Annotated in this window: 19 protein-coding genes and 1 pseudogene; 9 read left to right on the top strand and 11 right to left on the bottom strand. The window is 70.9% G+C overall.

Going from position 1 to position 21,815, the window contains the following annotated elements:
• Positions 1-7: 7 nt before the first annotated feature.
• A complete protein-coding gene (locus OHU34_RS02340) occupies positions 8-541 on the top strand; it encodes a TerD family protein (RefSeq protein WP_405764323.1) in 534 nt (177 codons plus the stop codon).
• Positions 542-732: 191 nt separating this feature from the next.
• On the opposite strand, the gene OHU34_RS02345 is transcribed toward OHU34_RS02340, so the two are convergent.
• From OHU34_RS02345 to OHU34_RS02355, 3 genes are all read right to left on the bottom strand, one after another.
• On the bottom strand, positions 733-1,845 hold the full coding sequence (locus OHU34_RS02345) for a sensor histidine kinase KdpD (protein ID WP_142270425.1): 1,113 nt from the start codon (positions 1,843-1,845) through the stop codon (positions 733-735).
• 2 nt (positions 1,846-1,847) lie between these two features.
• Complete coding sequence (locus OHU34_RS02350) at positions 1,848-2,597, bottom strand: response regulator transcription factor (RefSeq protein ID WP_142270424.1); 750 nt, start codon at positions 2,595-2,597, stop codon at positions 1,848-1,850.
• A 340-nt stretch (positions 2,598-2,937) separates the two neighbouring features.
• The gene (locus OHU34_RS02355) at positions 2,938-4,284 is read right to left on the bottom strand and encodes a hypothetical protein (protein ID WP_405764327.1); all 1,347 of its coding nucleotides are present in this window, start codon (positions 4,282-4,284) and stop codon (positions 2,938-2,940) included.
• 644 nt (positions 4,285-4,928) lie between these two features.
• Here OHU34_RS02355 and OHU34_RS02360 point away from each other — a divergent pair.
• The 4 genes from OHU34_RS02360 (at position 4,929) to OHU34_RS02375 (ending at position 10,276) form a co-directional block, all read left to right on the top strand.
• Positions 4,929-6,371, top strand: a complete 1,443-nt coding sequence (locus tag OHU34_RS02360; RefSeq protein ID WP_405764330.1) for a DUF1996 domain-containing protein — start codon at positions 4,929-4,931, stop codon at positions 6,369-6,371.
• 183 nt (positions 6,372-6,554) lie between these two features.
• Complete coding sequence (locus OHU34_RS02365; RefSeq protein ID WP_142270421.1) at positions 6,555-7,163, top strand: hypothetical protein; 609 nt, start codon at positions 6,555-6,557, stop codon at positions 7,161-7,163.
• 345 nt (positions 7,164-7,508) lie between these two features.
• Positions 7,509-7,739 (top strand): hypothetical protein, encoded by a 231-nt coding sequence (locus tag OHU34_RS02370; RefSeq protein ID WP_405764333.1) that lies wholly within the window; start codon positions 7,509-7,511, stop codon positions 7,737-7,739.
• Between the two features lie 374 nt (positions 7,740-8,113).
• The gene (locus OHU34_RS02375) at positions 8,114-10,276 is read left to right on the top strand and encodes a SpoIIE family protein phosphatase (protein ID WP_142270420.1); all 2,163 of its coding nucleotides are present in this window, start codon (positions 8,114-8,116) and stop codon (positions 10,274-10,276) included.
• A gap of 55 nt (positions 10,277-10,331) precedes the next feature.
• On the opposite strand, the gene OHU34_RS02380 is transcribed toward OHU34_RS02375, so the two are convergent.
• The gene (locus OHU34_RS02380; RefSeq protein WP_142270419.1) at positions 10,332-11,516 is read right to left on the bottom strand and encodes a type III polyketide synthase; all 1,185 of its coding nucleotides are present in this window, start codon (positions 11,514-11,516) and stop codon (positions 10,332-10,334) included.
• Positions 11,517-12,147: 631 nt separating this feature from the next.
• Between OHU34_RS02380 and OHU34_RS02385 the strand changes: the two genes are divergently transcribed.
• Both OHU34_RS02385 and OHU34_RS02390 read left to right on the top strand, forming a co-directional pair.
• The gene (locus OHU34_RS02385; RefSeq protein WP_142270418.1) at positions 12,148-12,711 is read left to right on the top strand and encodes a hypothetical protein; all 564 of its coding nucleotides are present in this window, start codon (positions 12,148-12,150) and stop codon (positions 12,709-12,711) included.
• A 131-nt stretch (positions 12,712-12,842) separates the two neighbouring features.
• Positions 12,843-13,022: pseudogene (locus tag OHU34_RS02390) on the top strand (GNAT family N-acetyltransferase); the annotation flags it as partial.
• Between the two features lie 152 nt (positions 13,023-13,174).
• Here the strand turns inward: OHU34_RS02390 and OHU34_RS02395 are convergent.
• On the bottom strand, positions 13,175-14,128 hold the full coding sequence (locus OHU34_RS02395; protein ID WP_142270416.1) for a Ppx/GppA phosphatase family protein: 954 nt from the start codon (positions 14,126-14,128) through the stop codon (positions 13,175-13,177).
• Between the two features lie 441 nt (positions 14,129-14,569).
• On the opposite strand from OHU34_RS02395, the gene OHU34_RS02400 reads away from it, so the two are divergent.
• Positions 14,570-15,112 (top strand): GNAT family N-acetyltransferase, encoded by a 543-nt coding sequence (locus tag OHU34_RS02400; RefSeq protein ID WP_142270415.1) that lies wholly within the window; start codon positions 14,570-14,572, stop codon positions 15,110-15,112.
• 92 nt (positions 15,113-15,204) lie between these two features.
• On the top strand, positions 15,205-15,654 hold the full coding sequence (locus OHU34_RS02405) for a nuclear transport factor 2 family protein (protein WP_230193791.1): 450 nt from the start codon (positions 15,205-15,207) through the stop codon (positions 15,652-15,654).
• A 135-nt stretch (positions 15,655-15,789) separates the two neighbouring features.
• Here OHU34_RS02405 and OHU34_RS02410 read toward each other — a convergent pair whose 3' ends face one another.
• From OHU34_RS02410 to OHU34_RS02435, 6 genes are read right to left on the bottom strand one after another with little or no spacing between them, the layout of a single operon-like run.
• A complete protein-coding gene (locus OHU34_RS02410) occupies positions 15,790-17,025 on the bottom strand; it encodes a cytochrome P450 (RefSeq protein ID WP_142270413.1) in 1,236 nt (411 codons plus the stop codon).
• Positions 17,026-17,027: 2 nt separating this feature from the next.
• The gene (locus OHU34_RS02415) at positions 17,028-18,245 is read right to left on the bottom strand and encodes a cytochrome P450 (protein ID WP_142270412.1); all 1,218 of its coding nucleotides are present in this window, start codon (positions 18,243-18,245) and stop codon (positions 17,028-17,030) included.
• Positions 18,242-18,868, bottom strand: a complete 627-nt coding sequence (locus tag OHU34_RS02420; RefSeq protein ID WP_372481667.1) for an ATP/GTP-binding protein — start codon at positions 18,866-18,868, stop codon at positions 18,242-18,244. Before OHU34_RS02420 ends, OHU34_RS02415 begins: the two co-directional genes overlap by 4 nt.
• A complete protein-coding gene (locus OHU34_RS02425; RefSeq protein ID WP_142270411.1) occupies positions 18,849-19,196 on the bottom strand; it encodes a DUF742 domain-containing protein in 348 nt (115 codons plus the stop codon). The genes OHU34_RS02420 and OHU34_RS02425 overlap by 20 nt, the downstream gene beginning before the upstream one ends.
• Positions 19,193-19,600 (bottom strand): roadblock/LC7 domain-containing protein, encoded by a 408-nt coding sequence (locus OHU34_RS02430; protein WP_020126464.1) that lies wholly within the window; start codon positions 19,598-19,600, stop codon positions 19,193-19,195. The genes OHU34_RS02425 and OHU34_RS02430 overlap by 4 nt, the downstream gene beginning before the upstream one ends.
• Positions 19,597-21,177 carry an ATP-binding protein gene (locus OHU34_RS02435; protein ID WP_405764342.1) on the bottom strand — a complete coding sequence of 527 codons (1,581 nt, stop codon included), beginning with the start codon at positions 21,175-21,177 and terminating at the stop codon, positions 19,597-19,599. The genes OHU34_RS02430 and OHU34_RS02435 overlap by 4 nt, the downstream gene beginning before the upstream one ends.
• Positions 21,178-21,815: the final 638 nt, after the last annotated feature.

Here is a 21,815-nt window from a genome sequence, read left to right on the forward strand (position 1 = left end):
TCATCCGGTGAACAGCGACAACCACGGAGTGGAAAAGGCCGAGGTACGGCTCAAGTGGGACCCGAGTCCCTGGAATCAGCCACCTCATCATCTCGACATCATCGCCGCGACCTACTCGGCGGACGCCCCCTACGGGCGGCCGGTCTACGTCGTCCACTTCGACAGCCGCTCTCCGGACGGCACCATCAACATGAGTCGGCACAGCCGGACCGGACAGGGCTTCGGCTACGTCGAAGCGATGACCCTGGAGCTCGATCGCCTCGCTTCCTCCTTCGCACGGGTGGTGGTGGGTGTGGCGATCCACCAGAACAGCGGCCCCAAGACCTTCGGTGACATATCGAACGCCGGAGTGCTGGTTGTCGAGGGGTACAGGGAGCTACTGAAAGACGACATGGCACAGCTCTCGGGACACACCGCCGCGACGGTCGCGGAGTTCACCAGGGACGCCGCCGGAACGTGGGAGTTCCACGAGATGGTCCGAGGGTTCGACAGCGACCCCGTGATCTTCACCGCCGAGATGGGCAGCACCCCACAGCCCTGACCTAGCAGCAGCGCAGTCGTCGGCGGCTTCGGCTCCGGTATCTCGGTGGGCGCCGCTCACGCCAAAGGCACCTCGGTGACCAGCCTTCTGTTCGATGACACGCTCGCGGAGTGCGACCGCTGGGCGACGGCGCCGGACCGACCACCCGTCCAAGGACCGCCTGAACGGCATGACCGTGCAGGAGCTCTCGATCACGCGTCGGCCAGGGGAAGCGTCACTTCGAAGCGGCAGCCGCCGGGGACGTTGCGTACGGCGGCCCGGCCCCGGTGAGCCTCCACGATGCCTCGGACGATGGCCAGGCCGAGGCCCGCACCGGCGGGAGGAGTGCGGGCATGAGTACCGCGCCAGCCGGTGTCGAAGACACGCGGCAGGTCCTCCTCCGGGATGCCGCCGCATCCGTCGGTGACGGACAGGACGACTCCGTCGGAGAAGCGCTCGGCGGCGACCGCGACCGTACCGTCGGAGGGTGTCCGGCGGATCGCGTTGACCAGCAGATTGCCCAGCACTCGGCTCATCTCCTTGCCGTCCACCTCGACCGGCAGCGGCTCGACGTGGTCGCCGATCAGCCACACCCCGTACTCGCGGGCGAGGGCGTCCGCTCCCGCGAGGGCGTCGCCCACAAGGTCGTACACCGACACTCGGGAGGGGGAGAGGGCGAGCGCGCCTGCGTGGATGCGGGAGAGCTCGAAGAGGTCCCCCACCATGCCGTTGAGGCGTTCGACCTCCGTGCGCATCTGGCGGAGGTAGCGGTGGGGATCGGCGGCCACGCCGTCCTCCAGGGCCTCGGACATGGCGCGCAGACCGGCGAGGGGAGTGCGCAGGTCGTGCGAGATCCAGGCGACCAACTCACGTCTCGATGCCTCGAGGGCGCGCTCGCGATCTCGGGATTCGGCAAGCTTCGCACTGGTGGCGGCCAACTCCTGGCTGAGTGCGTCGAGTTCGGCGGTCGCCGGGCCGTTCGGCGCCGAGAAGTGGCCGCCGTCGCCGAAAGAACGGGCGGCGGCGGTGAGCGCCTGGCTGCGGGCGACGACCCAGCGGCCGAGCAGCAGCGCGGTGGCCAGGGAGACGACCGCCGCCATCGCGACAACCATGGTGACGACGGTCAGGTCGTGCGTGGACAGGAACATCGCCCGTGCCACGGCCAGCGTCCCCGCGAGCATGGCGGTCACGGCCACGGCGGCGACCACGGCGAGGGACGCGGTCAGCGACCGTCTCCGGATCAGCCACAGCACACCCGCCCCGAGCAGCCCGGCCAGGGTGGCGCCGAGGAAGGCGAAGAGGGCGATGAGGAGGATGTCGCGCATGGTCAGACCGCCTCCTCACCTGGCGTGGCATCGAAGCGGTAGCCCACTCCCCACACCGTCTGGATCAGTCGTGGCCGGGCCGGGTCGTCTTCCACTTTGCCTCGCAGCCGGCGGACGTGGACGGTGACGGTGGACAGGTCCCCGAAGTCCCAGCCCCACACCTCACGCATCAGCTCTTCACGGCTGTAGGCGCGGCCGTGGTTGCGCAGGAGGAAGGCGAGGAGGTCGAACTCGCGGAGTGTGAGGCTGAGCTCGGTGCCGTTCTTGGTGGCGCGGCGGGCTGCCGGGTCGACCTTGAAGCCTGCCGCGTGCACGGGGTGAGCCGCGACGGCGGGCCGGGTCCGGCGCAGGACCGATTCGACCCGCAGGACCAGCTCACGGGGGCTGAAGGGCTTCGTGACGTAGTCGTCGGCGCCCACTTCCAGGCCCAGGATCCGGTCGCCCTCGTCGCCCCGGGCGGTGAGCATGATGACGGGCACGGGCCCGCGGGTACGTATCCGGCGGCACACTTCCAGGCCGTCCATGCCGGGCAGCATCAGGTCGAGCACCACCAGGTCCGGCCGGTGCGCGGCGGCCCGCGCGAGCGCGGAGTGCCCATCCCCGGCTACGTCCACCTGGTACCCGGCGCGGTCGAGATAGCCGGAGACGACCTCGGAGACGGTGGGGTCGTCGTCCACGACGAGGACGCGGGTCGTACCTCCCTGCCCACGTGGAGCATGTACGGAGTCCGGGGATTCGTGCGGCTGCTGCATGCCCCCCAGCTTCCCACCGACCTCCTCGCCGTGCGGCAGGGCCGCCCCGACGTCTGCGTTTCGTAAGACCTTGACATCCGACTCGTTTTTGCGAATGCGGCCGTTCTCGCGACCATCGCTCCGGTGGTACGGCGTCGCCGTGTACCTCGCCGGTTGGTGGCGACCGCTGTCGTCGCGGGCGCGCGAGAAGCGCACGTCCCCTCAGTCGGTGACATGTTCCGCCGTTCCCCTTGTCAGCGCCACAGCACTCTGATCCCGCGGGTTCCGAGACGGTCATCTGTCCAGTTCCGGCCCGGGTGACCGCGCCGATTTCGCCCCCTCCTCGAGCCCCATCTCATGGTCACCATCCCGTCAGCAGCAGGTGGTTGAGGAGCAGGGCGAGGGCGGCCTGTGCGGTGAGCCAGGCGCGGGGCCGGGTCAGAAACGCGCAGGCCGGGAGCAGCCACATCGCGAACGGCAGCCAGATGCGTTCTGTTTCCGCTTTGCTCATGCCGGAGATGTCGGCGGCCGAGAGCGCGAGCAGGGCGGCGAGGACGAGCAGGGCGAGGCGAGGTTCGGCTGCGGAGCGGCGCAGGCACCCACGAACGCCCTGGCGGACGGGAGCCGCACCGGCTCGTCGCAGCCCGGCCACCGTTGCCGGGCCCACGACGAGTGCCGTGCACGCGAGGTTGGCCCACACCCAGTAGCCGTACGGGCGGATACCGCCGGCCCCTTGGTAGTAGCGGGTGACCAGCAGGTGGTACGCCTCCCACCAGTTGAAGCCCGCGTACGTGAACACGGCCGGGACGACGACGAATCCGGCGAGCACGTAGGGCAGGGGGCGGAGGCGTCGGGCACCGAGCAGCAGGACGCCGGCGGCTATCACCGCGAACAGTGTCAACCCGTACGAGAGATACAGGGTGAGGCCGAAGAGGAGCCCGGAGGCGAGACCTGTCGACCGGGGCCGGTGTCCCGTGACGGCGAGGGCGAGGAACGCGACGGCCCAGGCGGCGACCGCCGCGAAGTACCCGTCCGCGGAGGTGCCCATCCACACGGCGGCCGGGGCCAGGACCAGGAAGGGCGCGGCACGGCGGGCGAGCGCCTCCCCGGACAGCGCTCGTACGGTGATGAGGACCGCCGACGCCGCAGTCGCCCCGGCGGCGACGCACCAGACGCCCGCCCAGGCCCCGCCGCCCAGCCCGATCCGGTCGAGGAGGACGAAGGTGAGGGTGGCGGCGGGGGGATGTCCGGCGACGTGCGCGGGCCAGGCGTCGGGTGAGTGGATCAGGATGTGGTGGGTGAAGTCCCGCAGGGCTGCGGGAATGTCGTGGAAGCGGTTGACGGGGTCGATGACCTGGAGGTACTCGTACTTGGTCGTCAGGCGCCGGGCGATGCCGCGCTGCCATCCGTCGACCAGGGCGAGCGAGAACGTCCATGCCATGGCGGTGCCCCAGGCAGTGCACAGCAGCGCGCGCCAGGGCAGCCGGGCGGCGAGGAGCGGCCCGTACACGACCACGGCGAGGGCCACCATGATCGCGGCGGGGGTACCGGGGCCGACGTGCGGCTCCCAATGGCCGTACAGCGGCGGCCAGCTGACATGAAGGTTCCCGTAACGGTGTTCCAGGACTGTGCCGATCACAGCCGCCGTCGTGACGAGCAGCGCTGCGGCAAGAGCCGCGGACAGGTCGCGGAGAAGATCGCGGTTCACACCGGCACGCTAGGCCGGGGACAGCCGGATGAGACTCCGGTGATCCTGGACGTCAGCATTTCGTCATGGGTTGCGGGCCCCGTCCGCGGGCGGTCCCGGCCTACGGACGAGACGTGCGCGACCATTGACTCCCCACCTCCCCCGGTTTCTGGCGCAGCCCTCTGCGCAGCCCCTGGCTCACCTCCGTGGTCGGCGACTTCGGATCCTTCCGAAACGCGGATCTCGAGAAAGGAGCGGAGCACCGAAGTGCCGCCGGCCGGAGTCCGGTTGTGTGCGTGAGCGACCCGCGCCTCCGATACTCGACCGGCTCTGCCGGACGCGAGGTCACCGGGACACCGGACCCAGCGACCCGACGCGCAAACGCTGCCCGTCTCCCGAGGCACTGGGTGAAGTCGTCGAAGCGCACGAGCCCCGGCTCACATGGGATCCCGGCTTCTTCCAGCGCCGAGCGGAGGATGCCGAGGCGGCGCGGCCTCGTGCTGGGCGGGGCGAGTTCGGGCGCGATTCATTTCTTACATGCCCATGACGTGCAACGTGAACAGCGGCCAAACGCCGACCACTCAGGTGAGGCTGGGGGCGTCCGGGCGGCGAGTGATGCGTATCGCCGCCGGACCAGGAACCACGCTGTGAAATCGGGAGTTCTCATGCGAGCAGACCACAGGCGCGGCCGAAGCCGCCGCAACGCCGTCATGGCCGTCACGGCGCTCCTGGCAGGGGGCGGTGGCCTCGTAGCCGTGAACTACGCCGCCAACGCGTCCGACGTCACCGCCACCACTCCTACGACGCGGTCAGCCCAGACGATCAGCTGTCCGGACGTGAAGGGCAAGCTGCCGGCCGTCCCCCAGCAGGCACAGGCCGAGGTGGACAGGAACCTTCAGCTGCTGGACCGACAGATCGCGGAGGCCAACCAGCGACTGGTCGACACCCGTGGGCAAGGGGGCCCGAACTTTGTGCAGAACGCGATCCTCGGCCCTCTGACGGACAAGAGGAAGGCGACCGTCGACCGGATCGCCATCGCCATCGGGCGGACGGCCGCCAAACCCACAGGGCTGGACGCTCTCGCCGTCTGCAACCTCGGCCTCGACGCACCCGGGACGCAGACATCCGGGGCAGGGTCCACGAGCCAGAGCCCCGGCGGCGCCCAGGACGACGGGAGCAACACCGGACAACAGGGAAACGGCGCCGGTGCCGCAGGACAGAGCAACGACGGGCCCACCGCGGCCGACTTCGTGGACATCACCAAGGTGGCCCCGAACGTGCCCAAGGTCCGCAGGCAAGCCGGCGCCTCGACCGGAGCCTTCACCTCCCGATGCGGAGTCAACAAGCAGGGACAGCACAACTCGGACAACGACATCGTGGCTCCCGGTGTCAGCAACGGCGCCCACCACGTCCACGACTACGTGGGCAACCGGAAGGTGGACTTCAACTCGACCAACGAGTCCCTGAGCGCCGAGGGCACCTCCTGCACCAACGGCGACCAGTCCGCGTACTACTGGCCCGTCCTGCGGGACACCACCCGTCAGGGCCCCGACGCCAACGCCCTCGGCGGTGGCGCCGAGGGCAACCGGGGAGCCATCCTGGTGCCCGCGACCGTCACAATCACCTACCAGGGCAGCCCCACCGGCAAGGTCGTGGCGATGCCCCGCTTCCTGCGGATCATCACGGGGGACGCCAAGGCGTTCACCAACGGCACCAAGAACGCCAACGCCCACTGGAGCTGCACCGGTTTCGAGAGCAAGGTCCAGCTCACCGACAAGTACCCCATCTGTCCCGGCGGCAGCAAGGTGGTGCGCAGCTTCGCCTTCCAGAGTTGCTGGGACGGCAGGAACATCGACAGCGCCGACCATCGCAGCCACGTCGCCTTCGCCGACGCCAACCGCAACTGTGCAAGGGGCTTCAAGGCCATTCCGCAGCTGACGATGCGGCTCACCTACAAGACCCCCGCGGCACCGAACTTCGCCGTCGACGGCTTCCAGGGACAGCAGCACAACGCCATCACCGACCACAACGACTTCATCAACGTGATGAACGAGCGACTCATGAGCCAGGCGGTCTCCTGCATCAACTCAGGGCGCCGCTGCGGCTGAACCGACCGACCGGGCCGCCACCGGTCCTCCGCTCCGGCCTCGCCGCAGGATCGGCGAGGCCGGTGTCGCGTTCGAGGGGAGTCACCCCGGCGGGCCCTTTCCAGGGTTGCATGGCACCACGCAAGATCTTACGAAGCCCTTACGCAGCCGTCTCGAGTGACGTAACGCGCCTACGATCGCAGCGTGTTGACCATCCGAAACATCACCCTCGCTACTGTCGCGCCCCTTGTGCTGGCTGCGGCGGGCGCCGCGCACCCGCATGGCCTGTCCAGGGCGACGGCCACGGACTGGACACAGTTGCACATCGCACTGCTGCCGATCTTTCCGCTGCTTACGCTCGGCCTCCTCGTCCCCCTGTGGCACCGCCCCCGAGCAGACCTCGCGGGCTTCGCCACGGTGGTGGCCTGGGCGAGTGCGTTCACATACGCGGCCTTCTACACCGGTCTCGACGCAGTGGCCGGTATCGCGGCGGGAACCGCGGTCGAGCACGCTGCCGGGACAGCGAACATAGAGCCGATCAAGCACCCCCTCTACGACACGGGTGAGTCGCTCGGGCACGTCGGGGCCTACGCCCTCATCGCCGCTGTCGTGGCCACAGCCGTCGCGCTCTTCCCGAAACACGGCGCGCGAGTCGTTCCCGGCACGGTGGTTCTCCTGGCGGCCGGCTGGTCCTTCACAGACAGCCACATCTTCTGGCCCCGCGGCGTATGGACAATGCTGGGCTTCGCGCTGGGCTTCGCGCTGCTCGCCGCCGGGACCAGAAGGAGCAATACCGTTCCGCGGCGCGCCTGAGCGGGACGGGACTTCCTCCCCACCCCGTCGCCCTCTGAGCTGCCCGGCTGGTCTGCTCCGCCCGCCGGGAATCGCATCATCAGCACGTCACAATCCCTCGGGCAAAACGCAGCGTCGGTCGCCGGCAGGGAACTCGACGATGACTTCAGCGGTATCCACCGCCCGTCGGAGCACTCGAGGCCCGGTTCAGCGGTGCCGAGACCGTCCCGGACGCTTTGGTGGCGCGCAACGGCGGCCATGGGGTAATCAACTTGCCTTTACCGCCATCATCAGGGAAGAAGGACTTGAAGCGAGGGCATCCCGGGGCTGAAGCCACAGCCATCATCTGCCCGGCAAGGGGCCTCAGTGACCCGTCATGTGTCACGTTGCCGCGCATCGATCAAGATCCGGACCATTCCCGGGCCGGCGATCATGCCAAAACCCCAACGGGCGGTATTCGCGCTGGTCAGCGATCCGCTGGCTCTGTACCAGCAGCAGACGAAGAACCTGCTGGTGCGCTACTCGCCGACGAAGCCGAGCTTCTTTCAGGCGGGTCAGGTGTCAGGTGTCAGGTGTCAGGTGTCAGGTGCACGATAACGGTTTACCGGCCTGGGCCTTCACCCGGAAGGGGCCTATCACCCGGCCTGGTCATGGCCGGGCCGGGCTGTGCTCCGGTGCTGCTCCTGCGCCCACGCCTCCACAGCGAGCTCGGACCGACCGTCGCCGTCACGTCGGCTCCTGCGGCGGTCGTCGCATACCGGCGGGCGACGCCCCCTCCTCTCCCCCAGCATGGTGAGCACGGCCCCACCGGCCTCGGCATTCCTCGCGGCCGGTACTCACGCGCGATCCGCTGGTGGGCGAAGCGACCCCCGGTGTTATTCAATGAGGTGTGCGGTCAGGGATCTCGGGGCCCCGTCGCACGGGTCCGAGTACAGCCCCGGCGCTGTGCCGGGGATTGCCGAGAGAGCCGCATGGACTCCACGCCGTCGCCCTCGTCCTCATCGCCGTTCGACCTGGTCAGCAGCGCCCTGGGGCGCTACGGTTCGCGCGGCGGCGCCGCAGCGGCCGCCGGTCCTGACAACGCGCAGGACGAGCGCACCACCGGCCGACGCGTGGCCGACAGCCCGGCAGCCGACCCTCACGATCAGATTCTCGGCGTGGTGAACCTGGACAGGGACCTGAGGATCACCCACTGCAACCTGGACGCCGCCGTGTTCGCGGGTCTGGACGCCGTGGCCGGGCGCCCTTTCGCCGATCTCCTGCCTCCCGGGGACGTACCGACGGTCACCCGGCGATTGCGGCAGGTCCTGGAGGTCGGTGAGGCACATGTCGCCCGGATCCAGCGCCTGCGGCGCGCCGACGGGTCGGAGCTGGTGGTCTCGCTGAGCATCCTGCCCGCCGCGGCGCCTCAGGAGGGTCTGACCGTCTCCCTGATCGCCATGGCCAGGAGGCTGCACCTGTACGCCGCCGAGACCGCGATCGGCACCTCGCTGGACATCGGCGAGACCGCGCAGTCGCTGGCGGAGTCCCTGCTGGCCTGGGGAGACGTGGCCGCCGTCGACCTCGACTTCGCCGTGTGGACGGGCGAGGGAGTCACCGAGCAGGCGCAGGGACGCATCCGGCTGCGGCGGGCAGCCCTGGTGCCGGACCGGGCGTGGCCCGAGGGCTACGTGACTCCGGGCGGCGATCTGCCGAGCGACGCCAGTCGCCTGCTGGCGCAGGCGGTGCTGCGCGACGATGCTCCGCAGGCCATCGTCATACCCGATCGGAAGGCGGTCGAGCGGCTGCTCGGCAGTCCGCGGGTGATCCGTGCCCTGGTGCCCGGTGACCGGTCGGCGAGTGTGGCGTGCATGCCACTGGTCCTGGACAGCGCGCCGCCCGTCGTCCTGGGCGTCGCGGAGGTCTGGCGCCGGGCGGACCACCCCTTCCGCGACGGCGAGTTGTTCGACCTCCAGGAACTGGTGGCCAGGACCGCCCATCACGTCGACCTGGCCCGTCAGCACCAGCGCGAGCACACGCAGGTGCTGGCGTTGCAGCGCCGGCTGCTGCCCCGGACCGGCGGCCACACCGTGGAGATCGCGAGCATCTACCAGCCCGCCACCCCCGACAGCGCGGGCGTCGGCGGCGACTGGGTGAACAGCTTTCCGCTGCCCGACGGCCGTACCGCGCTGGTGGTCGGTGACGTCGTCGGGCACGGCCTCGGAGCCGCGGCGACCATGGGGCAGCTGAGCATGGAGGCCCGCGCGCTGCTGTCCGCGGGGCTGGCACCGGACGAGGTACTCGAACACCTGGACGAGACCGTGACGCTGCTGGACGACGCGGAGTCCGGGCTGACGGCCGGATACAGCGCCCTCGGCTCCACCTGCTGCATCGCCCTCTACGATCCGGTCAGCCACCACGTGACGCTCGCCAGTGCCGGCCATCTCCCGCCGGTCATGGTGCTTCCCGACGGGCACGCGGGCCCGCTCGCGGTCCGCCCTCACCCCGGCCTGGGCGCCGAGTTCGCACTGCGGGAGCCGTTCGACGTGCACACGTTCGCCGCGCCCCCGGGTTCCCTGCTCGCCCTCTACACCGACGGCCTGGTGGAGGATCCGGCGCTGTCGATCGACGAGGGCATCGACCGGCTGGCGGACACCGTGGCCACGGTGCACCCCTGGGACACCCTCCAGCAGGCAGCACGGCACGTCGTCTCCACGCTGGCGCCGGTGCGGCAGCGCGACGATGTGACCCTGCTGCTCGCGCGCATGATCGGCTACCGCAAGGGGGACACCGCGACCTGGCGGCTGCCCGCCCGCGCAGACGCGCCCGCCCGCGCCCGCGCGCACGTCTCCGCGCTGCTGCGGCAATGGGACAGCAGGAGCGACACCCGGGACGACGTGACGCTGCTGGTCAGCGAGCTGGTCACGAACGCGGTGCGCTTCGCCGCAGGTCCCATCACGGTGCGACTGATCAGGGCGGGTCAGGGCCTGCTGTGCGAGGTGGGCGACACCGGCAACGGCAGGCCACGTCTGGGCCGGGGCGATCTCCTCGGCGACGCCGGGCGTGGCCTGCACATCGTGCACCGGCTCACCACGCGGTGGGGGGTGCGGTGGACGGACACCGGCAAGGTGGTCTGGGCGGAAGTCGCAAGGTGACGCGGCTGCGGGTGCGGGGCACAGCCCGGGTACGCGAGCGCGGCACGGGCTCGCCCTACAGCCACTCACCTTCCAGGGCGGTGGCGGTGAGGCCCGGTGCCGCCGCGTACAGGACGGCTCGACTGCCCGACTTCTGCCCGGCGTCGTGCGCCCGCCGCAGGATGTCGAAGACGGCGGCGCCTCCGCGGTTGCCGCTGGTGTAGCTGTCCCGGCTGTAGTCCAGCAGTCCCGACGGCCAGGTGTCGGGCATCGTCTGCTCCATGTACTCCAGCACCCGGGTCCCGCCGGGGTGCGCGAGCAGCACGTCGGGGTGCCAGGAGTCGGGGTCGTCCTGGTAGCGGACGCGCAGCCACTCCCACATCGCGGTGACCGTCTCCTGTACGGCGCGCGGCCCGCGCCGGTCCATCACGAAGTGGGTGCCGTCCGCCCGCGTGTCCAGACGGTGCAGGTCCTGGGTGCCGGGCAGGGTGTGGTGCCAGGCGGCGTCCAGCCGCAGCACCGACTGGCTCCTCGGACGGCCCGTGACCACCGCGGCGACCGCGGTGTCCGCGAACAGCAACCGGACGATCAGGGACTCGATGGTGTCGTCCGCGGGCTGGTAGGTCGTGCTCAGGGCCTCCGCGATCACGACCAGGACCACCCGGTCGGGGTCCGCGGCCACGAGATCCGCCGCCAGGGCCAGGGAACGGGTCCCCGCGACACAGGCCCACTGCGTGGCCGGCAGCAGCATCACGTCGTTGCGGAGCTCGAGCTTGTTGGCCAGGGCGATGTCCAGACCCGGCAGTGCGGGGGTGGTGGAGTGACTGGTGATCAGGCAGTCGATGTCCGAGGCGTCCAGCCCGGCGATCTGCAGGGCACCGCGTGCCGCACGCTCCCCGTAGGACTGCACGGCCTCCCAGGCCGGCCCGGTGCGCTCCTGAACGGTCTGCGGCGCGGGTATCGCTTCGAGGGCGGCGATCACACGGTCCACGTCCTGCCGGCTGAACCCGTCGCGCGCCAGCGCCTCTTGGGCGGGCCCGGTGCCGACGTCCCGCAGGCCGCTGCCGTTGCCGGGCGCGACGGCGGTCTCCAGCGGCAGCATCCACCCGCGGGTCTCGATGCCCGTACTGGCCGCGATGCCGTCGATCCGCGGCGCCCACGCCGCGTGCGGATGCCGGTCGCGCACCTCCGCCACGATCTGGCTGGTCTCCACGGCGTGCTCGCCGTGTATCACGGCAGGGGGACAGAGGTAAGCGGCCATGATGGGCACCTTTCCAAGGGAACGAGGAGAAACGTCACGAGGGGCTGCGCCACGGGCCACTTTGGAACTTCGCGCCCATGCCGATGGGCTCCCTTTCGGGAGTCGCTGTCGCCATCGAGCATGGATGCCAAATGGACATTTCCGCTGTGATTCAGACAACTTGGGCGGCTTTTGATGGCGTGATACGGCACACACCGCTCAAACAGGAGCCCTCGGCGCCGTTCTCCTTGTCTCGCCTGAGCCACCGTCAGTCAGGGAGGCCGGCAGCCGGAGGCCGGTCGGACTTCGGATGTCGCCACGCGTCCGGGGCAGGCGGGTGCCCTGCTCCTGCCGCCGGTCGCCCCGTGGGTGGCTCCTGCTGCACCGGTGCGATCCGTCGATCCGCCGTGGCTGCGCTGTCCGGGGTGATCGGGCGGTATGGCCGTGGTGATCGCTCCCCCGATGGTGAAGCGTTCACGCGGGCCGCCGGCCATTGGTTCGGTGGTCCGGCAGTCTGAAGCCCTTCCGCCACAACGCGGCCGGCTCAACCATCGGACCGTCAACTTCCTTTCCTCTGAATCGACTTGCCGGATTGTGTAAACCGAGCCGGGGTACGCGGACGGGCGAATCCGCACGGAAGGAGCCGACAACCGTGGAACGTGTCAACGCCTTTCTGGGCAAACACCTGTGGCTGCAGTTCGTGCTGTCGATCCTGTGCGCCGGCACCCTGGTCATGCTTCTGTACCCGGGGCGCTCGGCACTCTCGGTCCTGCTGCGCACCGCCTTCGTCTCCATCGGTGGCATCGTCGTCGTGCTCGTCGTGCGCCGCCGGGAGAGGCGGGCGGCCGGCGGTGGCACGGACAGCCTCGTCTCGCTGGACGCGAAGCTGCGCAAGGGTGAGGTGCCCGTCGACCCGGCCGAACGCGAGGCCATGCGCGCATTGGTCGCACAGCGTCTGCACCGCACCCGTCACCGCGTGGCGGCCCTGGTGTTCCTCGCGGTCCTCTTCTGCACCGTGACGACCCTGGTGGCCCTCACCTCGGGTCCCCGGCAGACGATCGGCTTCGCCCTGCTCACCGTGGTCTTCCTCGCCTGGAGTGTCGGCAACGGCAACCTCCAGCATCGGCGTCTGCGCGCCATGCAGGCGTCCCTCGACGGCGAGGACGTCCCGGCTCACGCTCACCACACCGCACACCGCCGAGGAGGCGACGCATGACACCGCGGGAGGCGCCCGGCCGGTCCGGACTCGGCGATCTGGAGCCCGGCACCGGGCAACGTGCTCAGCTGTGCATCCTGGCCCTCGAATCACCGGCCCGGCTCGTGCGCGGCCGCCGTCAAAGGCTCTGCCTGTTCCTGCCGGAGGTCCGGGGACGCGGGTACGCCGCCGAGGCGTGCGCGGCGGCGCTCGGCTTGTTCGCCGACCCGCTTCCCGGCGAGCCGGTGGTGCTCTGCACCCGGACCGCCAACGACCGCTCGATGCGCCTCGCCGCGAAGCCGGGGTTCACCGAGGTGCAACGGTTCGGGTAGTGGGGCGCCGAGCAGTGGTTCGGCATGTGGTCCTCGGTAGCACCACCCGGTTGAGCACCCCGCCGCTCTCGTGCCCGTCCATGACGGCCACCGTGACGGTCCCGGGCGCCGGCGCTCTCGACGCCCGCCGGGTTCTGTGACGCCCGCCGGGTTCAGGCGACGACGCGGGAGCGCCCGGCGGGCGTGGGAGGCACTCCGAGGCGTTCGAGCAGCAGTCCTTCACGGGTGGACCAGGGGCAGATCTCGACGTTCTTGACCCCGCAGGCTTCCATGAGGGCCTGTGCGATCAGGGCTCCGGCCAGGGACTGCTCGGCGCGGTGCCGGGAGATGCCCGGCAGCTCGGCACGACGGGACGGTCCCGCGGCGGCCAGCAGGGAGACCGAAGTGCGCAGTTGAGGCAGCGCCAGCCTCCGTCGGGCTCGCGGTGTCTTGCTCCGGGCGGCGGCGAGCCGGGCGAGTTGTTCGAAGGTTTTGGAGCAGGCCAGCACTCGCCCGCCCGGCTCGGCCTGCGGCAGGCCGGGGACACTTTCCAGGGACCGGCGGAGGTGCTGCCGGATCTCGGCCAGGCGGCGCGGGGACGGCGCGGCGCCACCGGGAAGCCAGTCCCGGGTGATCCTGCGGGCACCCAGCGGCAGCGAGTGGACGACGCCCGGCTGCTCTCCGGTGCCGGAGGCGATCTCCACGGTGCCGCCCCCGATGTCGAGGACCAGCAGCTGTCCGGCCGTCGGGCCTGCCCAGCGGCGGGCGGCCACGTAGGCCAGCCGCGCCTCCTCCTCGCCGGCCAGTACGCGCAGCCGGGTACCCGTGGTCCGTGCCACCCGCGCGATGATCTCGTCGCAGTTGGGCGCGTCCCGGATGACGGAGGTCGCGAACGCGAACACGTCCTGTCCGCGCAGCCGCGGGTCGGCGTCGACGGCCTCGGCCACGGCCCGCTCGACGCTCTTCACCCCGGCCTTGTCCAGCCGCCCCTTGCGGTCGAGGGTCTCGTGCAGGCTCAGGCGCACCTTGCGGGAGAACACCGGCTCCAGCTCCGCGCCCGGACGCCCCCGCACCACCGTCAGCAGAGCACTGTGGCACCCGACGTCGAGCACACTCGCCTGCCGCATCCCATCGCCTCCTTCTGGCCCCGCGCCCGGCCGGACCGGCCTTCTCCGATCCTCCGACAGCCCCTTCGCCGCCGCGACGGGAATTCCGGCCCACCGCGTAAGCATATCGTCACCACCCGTGCACCCTCTGCCCCAGGCTTTCGGCGACTACCGGGCCCGGTCCGGACGGCTCCTCGCCGGGCTCGCGCCCACCGCCCCGAGGACCGCCGGGGTGAGCGTGCGGATTGACGTCCGGGCACCGCGGATCCGAGTCACCGCGCACAGCTCCGGCTCCGGCTCCGGCTCCAGCTCCGGCTCCGGCTCCGGCTCCGGCTCCGGCTCGCCGAATTCCGCATTCGGTGGAACCAACCGACGGTCGCCGCCACTTCACCGCGCCCGTGCGACGGCCTCGGCATGCTTATTGGTTTGCCACCGGCCGGTCCGGCCGGATAGGAAGCTTGCATGCTCAGAGGCAACAAGGTCGGGCTCAGGGCCCGGCACGAGGACGACATCCCGATCCTTCGGACCGAGCTCTACGACGACGTGGTCAACTCCTCGCGGGCCGAAGGCGGGCCGTGGCGGCCGATCACGCCCGGCTCGAAGGATCCGCGGCTCGTGGTGGACGACCAGGAACAGGGAAACGTCAGGTTCTCCGTGGTGGAGCTGGAGGGCGACACCCTGGTCGGTACCGCGACGCTGTGGGGCATCGACAACCACAACCGGACCGCGCACATCGGCCTCGGACTGCTGCCGTCCGCCCGCGGCAAGGGCTACGGCACCGATGTGGTCGCGGTGCTGTGCCACTACGGTTTCGTCGTGCGTAGCCTGCAGCGGCTGCAGATCGAGACGCTGTCGGACAACGCCGCGATGCTGCGCTCGGCCGAGCGCAACGGCTTCGTCCGCGAGGGCGTGCTGCGCTCCTCGGCCTGGGTGATGGGCGAGTTCCTGGACGAGGTGCTGCTCGGGCTGCTCGTCCAGGAATGGAAGCAGGACGTGAAGGTCTAGATCGCCGTCCGACCGTCAAGTGCGGGCCGCGGCGCGGCGCGAGACGGCCCGAGGCATGACTGCCGCCGACGACCGACCGAGACGGAGATCTTGTGAGTCCGAGTCCGCGCGAGGTGTTTCTCCGGCTTGTTCACGGGGTCGCCGACGGAGACTTCGACGAGCTGCCCGACCTGTACGGCGAGGTCACCGATGTCCGGCACCCGATGGCGACACCGGAGTCCGAGCCGTTGACGAGTCGGCGTGCGCTCCAGGAGCACTTCACCGTGCCGCCGGAAGTTCGGAAGTCCTTGCCGAAGAGGCGGGTCGTCGGCGTCCTCGTTCACGAGACCGCCGATCCTGAAGTGATCGTCGCCGAGTTCGCCTACGAGTTCACGTTGCCGGACGACTCCATGACCAAGGTGCCCTGCGTCTTCGTCATGCGCGTCCGGGACGGTCGGATCATCGAGTCACGCGATTACATCGACCCGATCCGTACGTACACGGCACGCGGGGACCTCGACCGCCTCATCGCGTCGTTGCGGCCGCCCGGAGAGCAGGTCTGAGGTTGGCTGACGGGCCTGCGCGGGACGGCTCCCGTCCCGGCTCGGGGGGTCACGGGACGGGAGCGCGTCACCTGGTTCTTCCTCGCGTCACGGCCGTACGGATGCACGGGTGTGGAAGTGGTGCCCGCGAGTGCGTCAGGCCGTCGAGGGGTTGAGTCGTACGGGGAGTTCGAAGAGGTCGTTCTGGGTCAGCACCGGCTTGTTGCGCAGGGCCGACGGGGCCACCGCCAGGTCCAGCCCGGGGAAGCGGGCGTACAGCGCGGGCAGCGCCACGCCCGCCTCCAGACGGGACAGGGCTGCGCCGGGGCAGACGTGCGGGCCGTGGCCGAACGATATGTGCCGGGTGCGGGTCTCGCGGGTGATGTCGAAGTCACCGGCCGAGGGACCGTGCGCCTCTTCGTCGCGGCCTATCGCGCCGTAGGAGACGATGAGCGCGTCGCCCGCCGGGATGACCCGGTCGCCGACCGGCACGTCCTCGGTCGCGAACCGGATCAGCACGTGCGACGTCGGCGTCGACCAGCGGAGGGTCTCCTCGATCACCGCGGACCAGTCCGCCGCGCCCGACAGGACCAGCGCCCGCTGGTCGGGGTGGGCGGAGAGGTTGACGACGGCGCTGACGATCAGGGAGATGGTGGTCTCGTGACCCGCGGCGACCATGAGCTGGAGGGTGGAGACGATCTCCTCGTCGGTGAGCCGGTCACCGTCCTCCGCTGCCAGGACGAGCGCGCTGGTCAGGTCGTCACCGGGCTCGGCACGCTTGGCGGCGACGGTCTCGGCCATGATCCCGCCCAGTTCGACGAGGGTGGCGACGACCTCCGCGGGCGGGGTCTGGGTGGAGAAGAACTTCTCGAACAGCGCCTTCAGCCGCGGCAGCCGGCTCGCCTCGATGCCCATGAGGTCGGCGACGACGTACGTCGGCAGCGGGTAGGCGAACTCCGCCTTGAGGTCGACGACTTCGGCGTCGGTGGGCAGCTGGTCCAGCAGTCGTCCGGTGAGTTCCGTGATCCGCTCCCGCATCGCCTCCACCCGGCGCGGGGTGAGGGCCTGGGCGACGAGGCCGCGCATCCTGCGATGGTCGGCGCCGTCCACGGTCAGCATGGAGCGGCCGGGGTTGGCCAGGCCGATCAGAGGCCAGTCGGGCGGGATCTCACCGCGCTGCCAGGCACCCCACACGTTGATGTCCTTGACCAGCCGGGGGTCCGTCAGCAGCGCCTTGGCCTCGGCGTGCCGGGTGACCGCCCACACCGGGACCCCGCCGGGCAGTTCGACCGCGGCCAGCGGTCCCGCCGCCCGCAGCTTGGCGCTCTCCCCGTCCAGGTCGGTGACGAACGGATCCAGGGGAATCCGCAGCTCTTCGGTTCCGGACGTCATGATCAGTTGCCTCCCAGGGCAGGGGTGGGTGTGAAGCGCACGGGCAGTTCCGTCAGCCCGCGCAGCCAGGGCGAGGGGCGGCGGGTCAGGGACTCGGCCGGAACGTCGAGATCGATGTCGGGCAGCCGGTCCAGGACGACCTCGATCGCCGTCCGGGCGATGACCTCGGCGACCTCCTGGGCCGGGAACGGGCAGCGGTGCTCGCCGTGGCCGAAGGAGAAGTGGGCGTTGTTGCCGCCGGTGAGTTCGTTGCCGACGGGACGCACCTGGGGGTCGGAGTTGGCTGCCTGGAGACCGAGGAGGAGCAGGTCTCCGGCCCGGATGTGCTGGCCGCCGAGGTGGGTGTCCCGCGACGCCCAGCGGCCGGCGACGTTCTGGGTGGGCGTGTCCTCCCAGAGCACCTCGTTCATCGCCTCCGCGACGCTGTTGCGGCCACCGAAGAGAGAGGCGGCGAAACGATCGTCGGTGAGCATCAGCCGCAGCGAGTTGCCGATCCAGTCGGCGGTGGGCTGGTGTCCGGCCGCCATCATCACCATCAGGTCCTGGGCGATCTCCTCGTCGGTGAAGCCACCGGGGTCGGCCAGCATGCGCGAGACGACGTCGTCGGCCGGCGCGGCCCGGCGGGCGGCGAGCAACTCGCCCATGGAGGAGGCCAGATGGCTCTGTCCGGCGAGAGCGCGCTCCCGGCCGTCGATCATGTCGTTGAGCGCGGTGACCAGGGCCGGGCCGTCCTCGTCGGAGAAGCCGTACAGCCGCGCCAGCACGCGCACGGGCAGCAGCATGGCGTACTGGCCGACGAGATCGGCCGTTCCCTCGGCGCACAGGGCGTCGATCAGCTCGTCGGCGAACCGCTCGGCGTGGCGACGCAGCCGGGTCGGGTCGCTCGCTTCCAGCGCGTTGCTGATCATGGCGGCCCGCTCGCGGTGCCGCTCACCGACCGTGTAGAGGATCGACGGCTGCTTGCGGCCGATCATCGGCAGCAGGGGCCAGTCGCCGGGGATCGTGTCCCACTGGTTCCACAACTCCGAGTCGCGGCTGAACAGGACGGGGTCGCCCGTGACCTGGTGCAGTTCGCGGTAGCCGAGGACGAGCCAGGCCGGGACTCCGCCGTCCAGCAGGACGGGGGTGACGGCGCCGTGCTGTGCGCGCATCTCCCGGTACAGCCGGGCGGGTTCGGTCTGGAAACGCGAACCGCTGAGCGGAACGGCGTCGGTGCTCACACGAACTCCCGTGGTGAAGCGGCGGCGTGGGCCCTCTGCCCGGCGTACCGGCTCTGGATGTGCTGGACGAGCGTGATGAGGACCTGCTTGCTCGACTCCCGGGTACGGGCGTCGCAGTCGATCACCGGCACCTGCGGATCGAGGTCGAGGGCCTCGCGGACGTCGCTGTGCGCGTGGCGGGCGCCGCCGAAGTCGTTGCAGGCCACGATGAACGGCGTGCCGTGGCGTTCCAGACGGTCGATGGCGTACCAGGAGTCGTCGATGCGCCGCGTGTCGACCAGGACGACCGCGCCGAGCGTGCCGGAGAACAGCCGGTCCCACAGGAACCAGAAGCGTTCCTGGCCGGGCGCGCCGAAGAGGTACAGCACGTTGCGCTCGTCGAGGGTGATCCGGCCGAAGTCGAAGGCCACGGTGGTCGCGGTCTTCCCGCGGACCTCGCTGATGTCGTCGACGGCCTCGCCGGCCCTCGTCATCGTCTCCTCGGTGTTGAGGGGACGGATCTCGCTGACCGAACGGACCATGGTCGTCTTTCCGACGCCGAAGCCGCCCACGACGACGATCTTCAGACCGTTGTCGGCGGTGGCACCCAGGGGGGTGCGCACGTCAGAGGTTGCGGAGTCCAACGAGCACCTGCTCCAAGACGTCGGGATCGGGAACGGCGGAGTTGCGGGGGTGGCGGGCGCTGACCCGGCCGGCGGCGAGCAGGTCGGACAGCAGGATCTTGGTGATGCTCACGGGAAGGCCCAGTTCGGCGGCGACCTCCACCACGGCGGTGGGCGCCTGCGTCAGCCTGAGGACCGCCGCGTGCTCCGACTGCATGCCGACGGTGGGGTCGCTCTCGGCCACCACCAGCGTCACCAGGTCGAAGGGACTGTCGGGCCCCGAGCGGCTGCGTCCCCCGGTGAGGGTGTAGAGCCGGTCGGGGGCGTCGTCCCTGCCTGGGCGCCTCACGCCGTGCGAGGCGGGGCCGTCAGGTGCTCGCCGAGCTGTTCCACCAGCTCGCTCATGTTGTGGCCGACGAGTCCGGGTTCGGCCTCCTCGGTGGTGACCACGGCGAGATGCGCGCCTTCACCGGCCTCCACGATGAACAGCGTTCCGCCGTAGAACTCGGTCATCGAGGAACGCACGCCTCCGCTGCCGTCGCCGAACTCGACCGAGGCGCCGTGCGAGAGCGACTGGATGCCGGCGGCGATGGCGGCGAGCTGGTCGGCCTGGTCGACCGTCAGTTCCGGGGTACGGCACAGCTTCAGCCCGTCGCGGGAGAGCACGAGGGCGTGCCGGGCCCCCGGGGTGCGCTCGAGAAGTCCTTCTATGAGCCAGGTGAGCTTCTCGTCGGCGGTCGTCGTGCCGGTCATGAGGTGGTGTCGCCTTCCGGGTGCGAGGGGGTGGGACTGCCGGGCGCCGTCTCGGTCTGCGGGGACGGCGTGGTGTGCGAGTCGTCGGGGGCGGCCGGCAGCGGGTGCCCGCCCGTGCGCTCCGCCGGGCCGGCGGCGCGCACCGCCTGACGGAAGGCGCCGAAGCGGTTGGCGCGGACGCGGATGTCCTCGGGAGGATCCGTGCGGCGCTCGGCGGTCCGGGCGGCGGCGCGTGCGCTCTCGGCGGCGGAGAGGGTGCGGCCGCGCCGGCGCTTGGGCAGTCCGTCGCCGGTTCGCGGGGCGTCGGCGCCGGTCTCCTGCGGCGGGGCCTGATCCGGGGGCGTGGCGGCTTCGGCGGGAGCGGGCGCGCCGAGGCGCGGCTGCGGGGCACGCGTCGGGGTGCTGCGCGCGGGCGGATCCGCCGGACGTCGTACGGGGGACGGCGCCACGGTGAGGATGTCCTGGGGAATGAGCATGAGCACGCCGGTGCCGCCCCGCGCGGAGGGCCGGAAGGACACCTTCATGCCGTGCTTGCGCGAGAGGCGTCCCACGACGGCGAGGCCGAGCCGGGTGCCGGTGAGGCCGCCGAGTCCGCCCGCGTCGCCGGAGACGGCCTGTTCCGCGCGGCGCAGCTGGACGTCGCTCATGACGAGCCCGCTGTCCTCCACCGAGACGATGGCGCCGGCCGGCACTTCCTCGACGTAGACGTGCACCTCGGCGTTGGGAGGCGAGAAGTTGGCGGCGTTGTCCAGCACTTCGGCGAGCGCGTGCATCACGCCCTCGGCCGCGTGTCCGGCCACCGCGGTGTCGCTGACGGAGTGCAGGCGGATGCGCTGGTAACCGCTGATCCGGCCCATGGCGCCGCGCAGAACGGACTCCATGGAGATGGGGCGCGCCCAACGGCGTCCCGAACGCGCGCCGGTGAGGACGGCGACGGAGTCGGCGAGACGGCCGGCCTGGGCGGTGCGGTGGTCCAGGTGCAGCAGGTCGGCGAGGACGTCCTCGTCGCTGTGTCGTTCCTCCATGGCGCGCAGGTCTGCCAGGGTGCCGGTGGCCAGTGCCTGCATCCTCGCCGCGGCGTTGGCGGTCGAGGCGATCGCGGTGTCGCGGTCGCCGAGGGCGCGGTCGAGTTGCCCGGAGAGCCTGCGCACCTCGGCCGCGAGCCGGGCCCGTTCGGCCTCGGCCTCCTGGGCGCGCACGGCGCGTTCCCTGGTGAACTCCTCGGCGAGCCGGGCTCGTTCGTGTGCGGTGGCGTCGGTGTGCCGTTGGTGTTCGCGGCGCCATCGTTCCGCCTGGAGGTCGCGCTCCTGGGCGACCCGCTCGGCCTCGGCGGTCGCCGTCCGCAGCGCGGCACGTACGGAGCGCGCGGCGCGGCGCGCGTGTACGGCGGCGGTGACGGCCACACACAGCAGAACCGCTGCGATGGCGCCGCCGCAGCCCACGAGCGCCTGTGCCGACTCGGGTACGGACGTGACGGCCCATACGACGGCAAGGGCGGAAAGGGCAGCGGTCAGCAGGGGTAGGGGCAGCAGCGAACGGACGGTGGATCGGTCGCCGGAAGGGGCGGGCGCGGTCATCGCTCAGGTCCTCGGGTGGCCGCTCGGGAACGCGACCCTTGTGTTGTCCTAAGGGGCAGATAGTGCACAGAAGTCTGTAGTCGGTGATCAACCGGGCGTCACTATACGAGAGTTTCGATCACCCCGAACAGTGTTCGACCAGCACAGTTCGCAAACTCGCCATCAAGTGGTGCCGGATGTCGGCGCGGGACGACCCGACTCGACGGCCTCCTCCCCCGGCTGACCAGAGGTTCTTTGTGCGGGCTGTGCGAATTGTGCGGCCGGTGGCCGAACCGGAATCCACGCCGGCAGCGTTGACGACAGAGCGCCTGCCCGGTGCCCCCGCGGCTCCGGGAAGGACACGGTCCGGTCCCGTACGCGAGGTGTACGCGCCGTGCGAACACCGTCGGCACTCGGGCCTGTTGGCGCAGGTCCGACAGGAGAACGCTCACAACCAACGGAGTTCGCCCTCGGTTCGGGCGTCCGCACCTCAGACGTCTGCGGCTCGGGCGTTCGCAGCTCGGGCGTTCGCAGCTCGGGTGTCCTCGGCTGGGTGTTCTCCCGCGGCGCGTGCCCGACCCGCGTGTCCCCCCTCGCCGAGTGGGCATACGCAGCCGAGGCCGTCGGCGTCGGCCGGAGTGGCGAGCCGATCGCCCTGC

This window comes from Streptomyces sp. NBC_00080 (assembly GCF_045041255.1).
Taxonomy (GTDB): domain Bacteria; phylum Actinomycetota; class Actinomycetes; order Streptomycetales; family Streptomycetaceae; genus Streptomyces; species Streptomyces coriariae.

Coding starts and splice junctions, on each gene's coding strand:
- OHU34_RS02400 (WP_142270415.1), top strand. CDS start 14,570: ATGCTCAGAGGCAACAAGGTCGGGCTCAGGGCCCGGCACGAGGACGAC.
- OHU34_RS02375 (WP_142270420.1), top strand. CDS start 8,114: ATGGACTCCACGCCGTCGCCCTCGTCCTCATCGCCGTTCGACCTGGTC.
- OHU34_RS02360 (WP_405764330.1), top strand. CDS start 4,929: ATGCGAGCAGACCACAGGCGCGGCCGAAGCCGCCGCAACGCCGTCATG.
- OHU34_RS02345 (WP_142270425.1), bottom strand. CDS start 1,845: ATGCGCGACATCCTCCTCATCGCCCTCTTCGCCTTCCTCGGCGCCACC.
- OHU34_RS02410 (WP_142270413.1), bottom strand. CDS start 17,025: ATGACGTCCGGAACCGAAGAGCTGCGGATTCCCCTGGATCCGTTCGTC.
- OHU34_RS02350 (WP_142270424.1), bottom strand. CDS start 2,597: ATGCAGCAGCCGCACGAATCCCCGGACTCCGTACATGCTCCACGTGGG.
- OHU34_RS02430 (WP_020126464.1), bottom strand. CDS start 19,600: ATGACCGGCACGACGACCGCCGACGAGAAGCTCACCTGGCTCATAGAA.
- OHU34_RS02395 (WP_142270416.1), bottom strand. CDS start 14,128: ATGCGGCAGGCGAGTGTGCTCGACGTCGGGTGCCACAGTGCTCTGCTG.
- OHU34_RS02435 (WP_405764342.1), bottom strand. CDS start 21,177: ATGACCGCGCCCGCCCCTTCCGGCGACCGATCCACCGTCCGTTCGCTG.
- OHU34_RS02380 (WP_142270419.1), bottom strand. CDS start 11,516: ATGGCCGCTTACCTCTGTCCCCCTGCCGTGATACACGGCGAGCACGCC.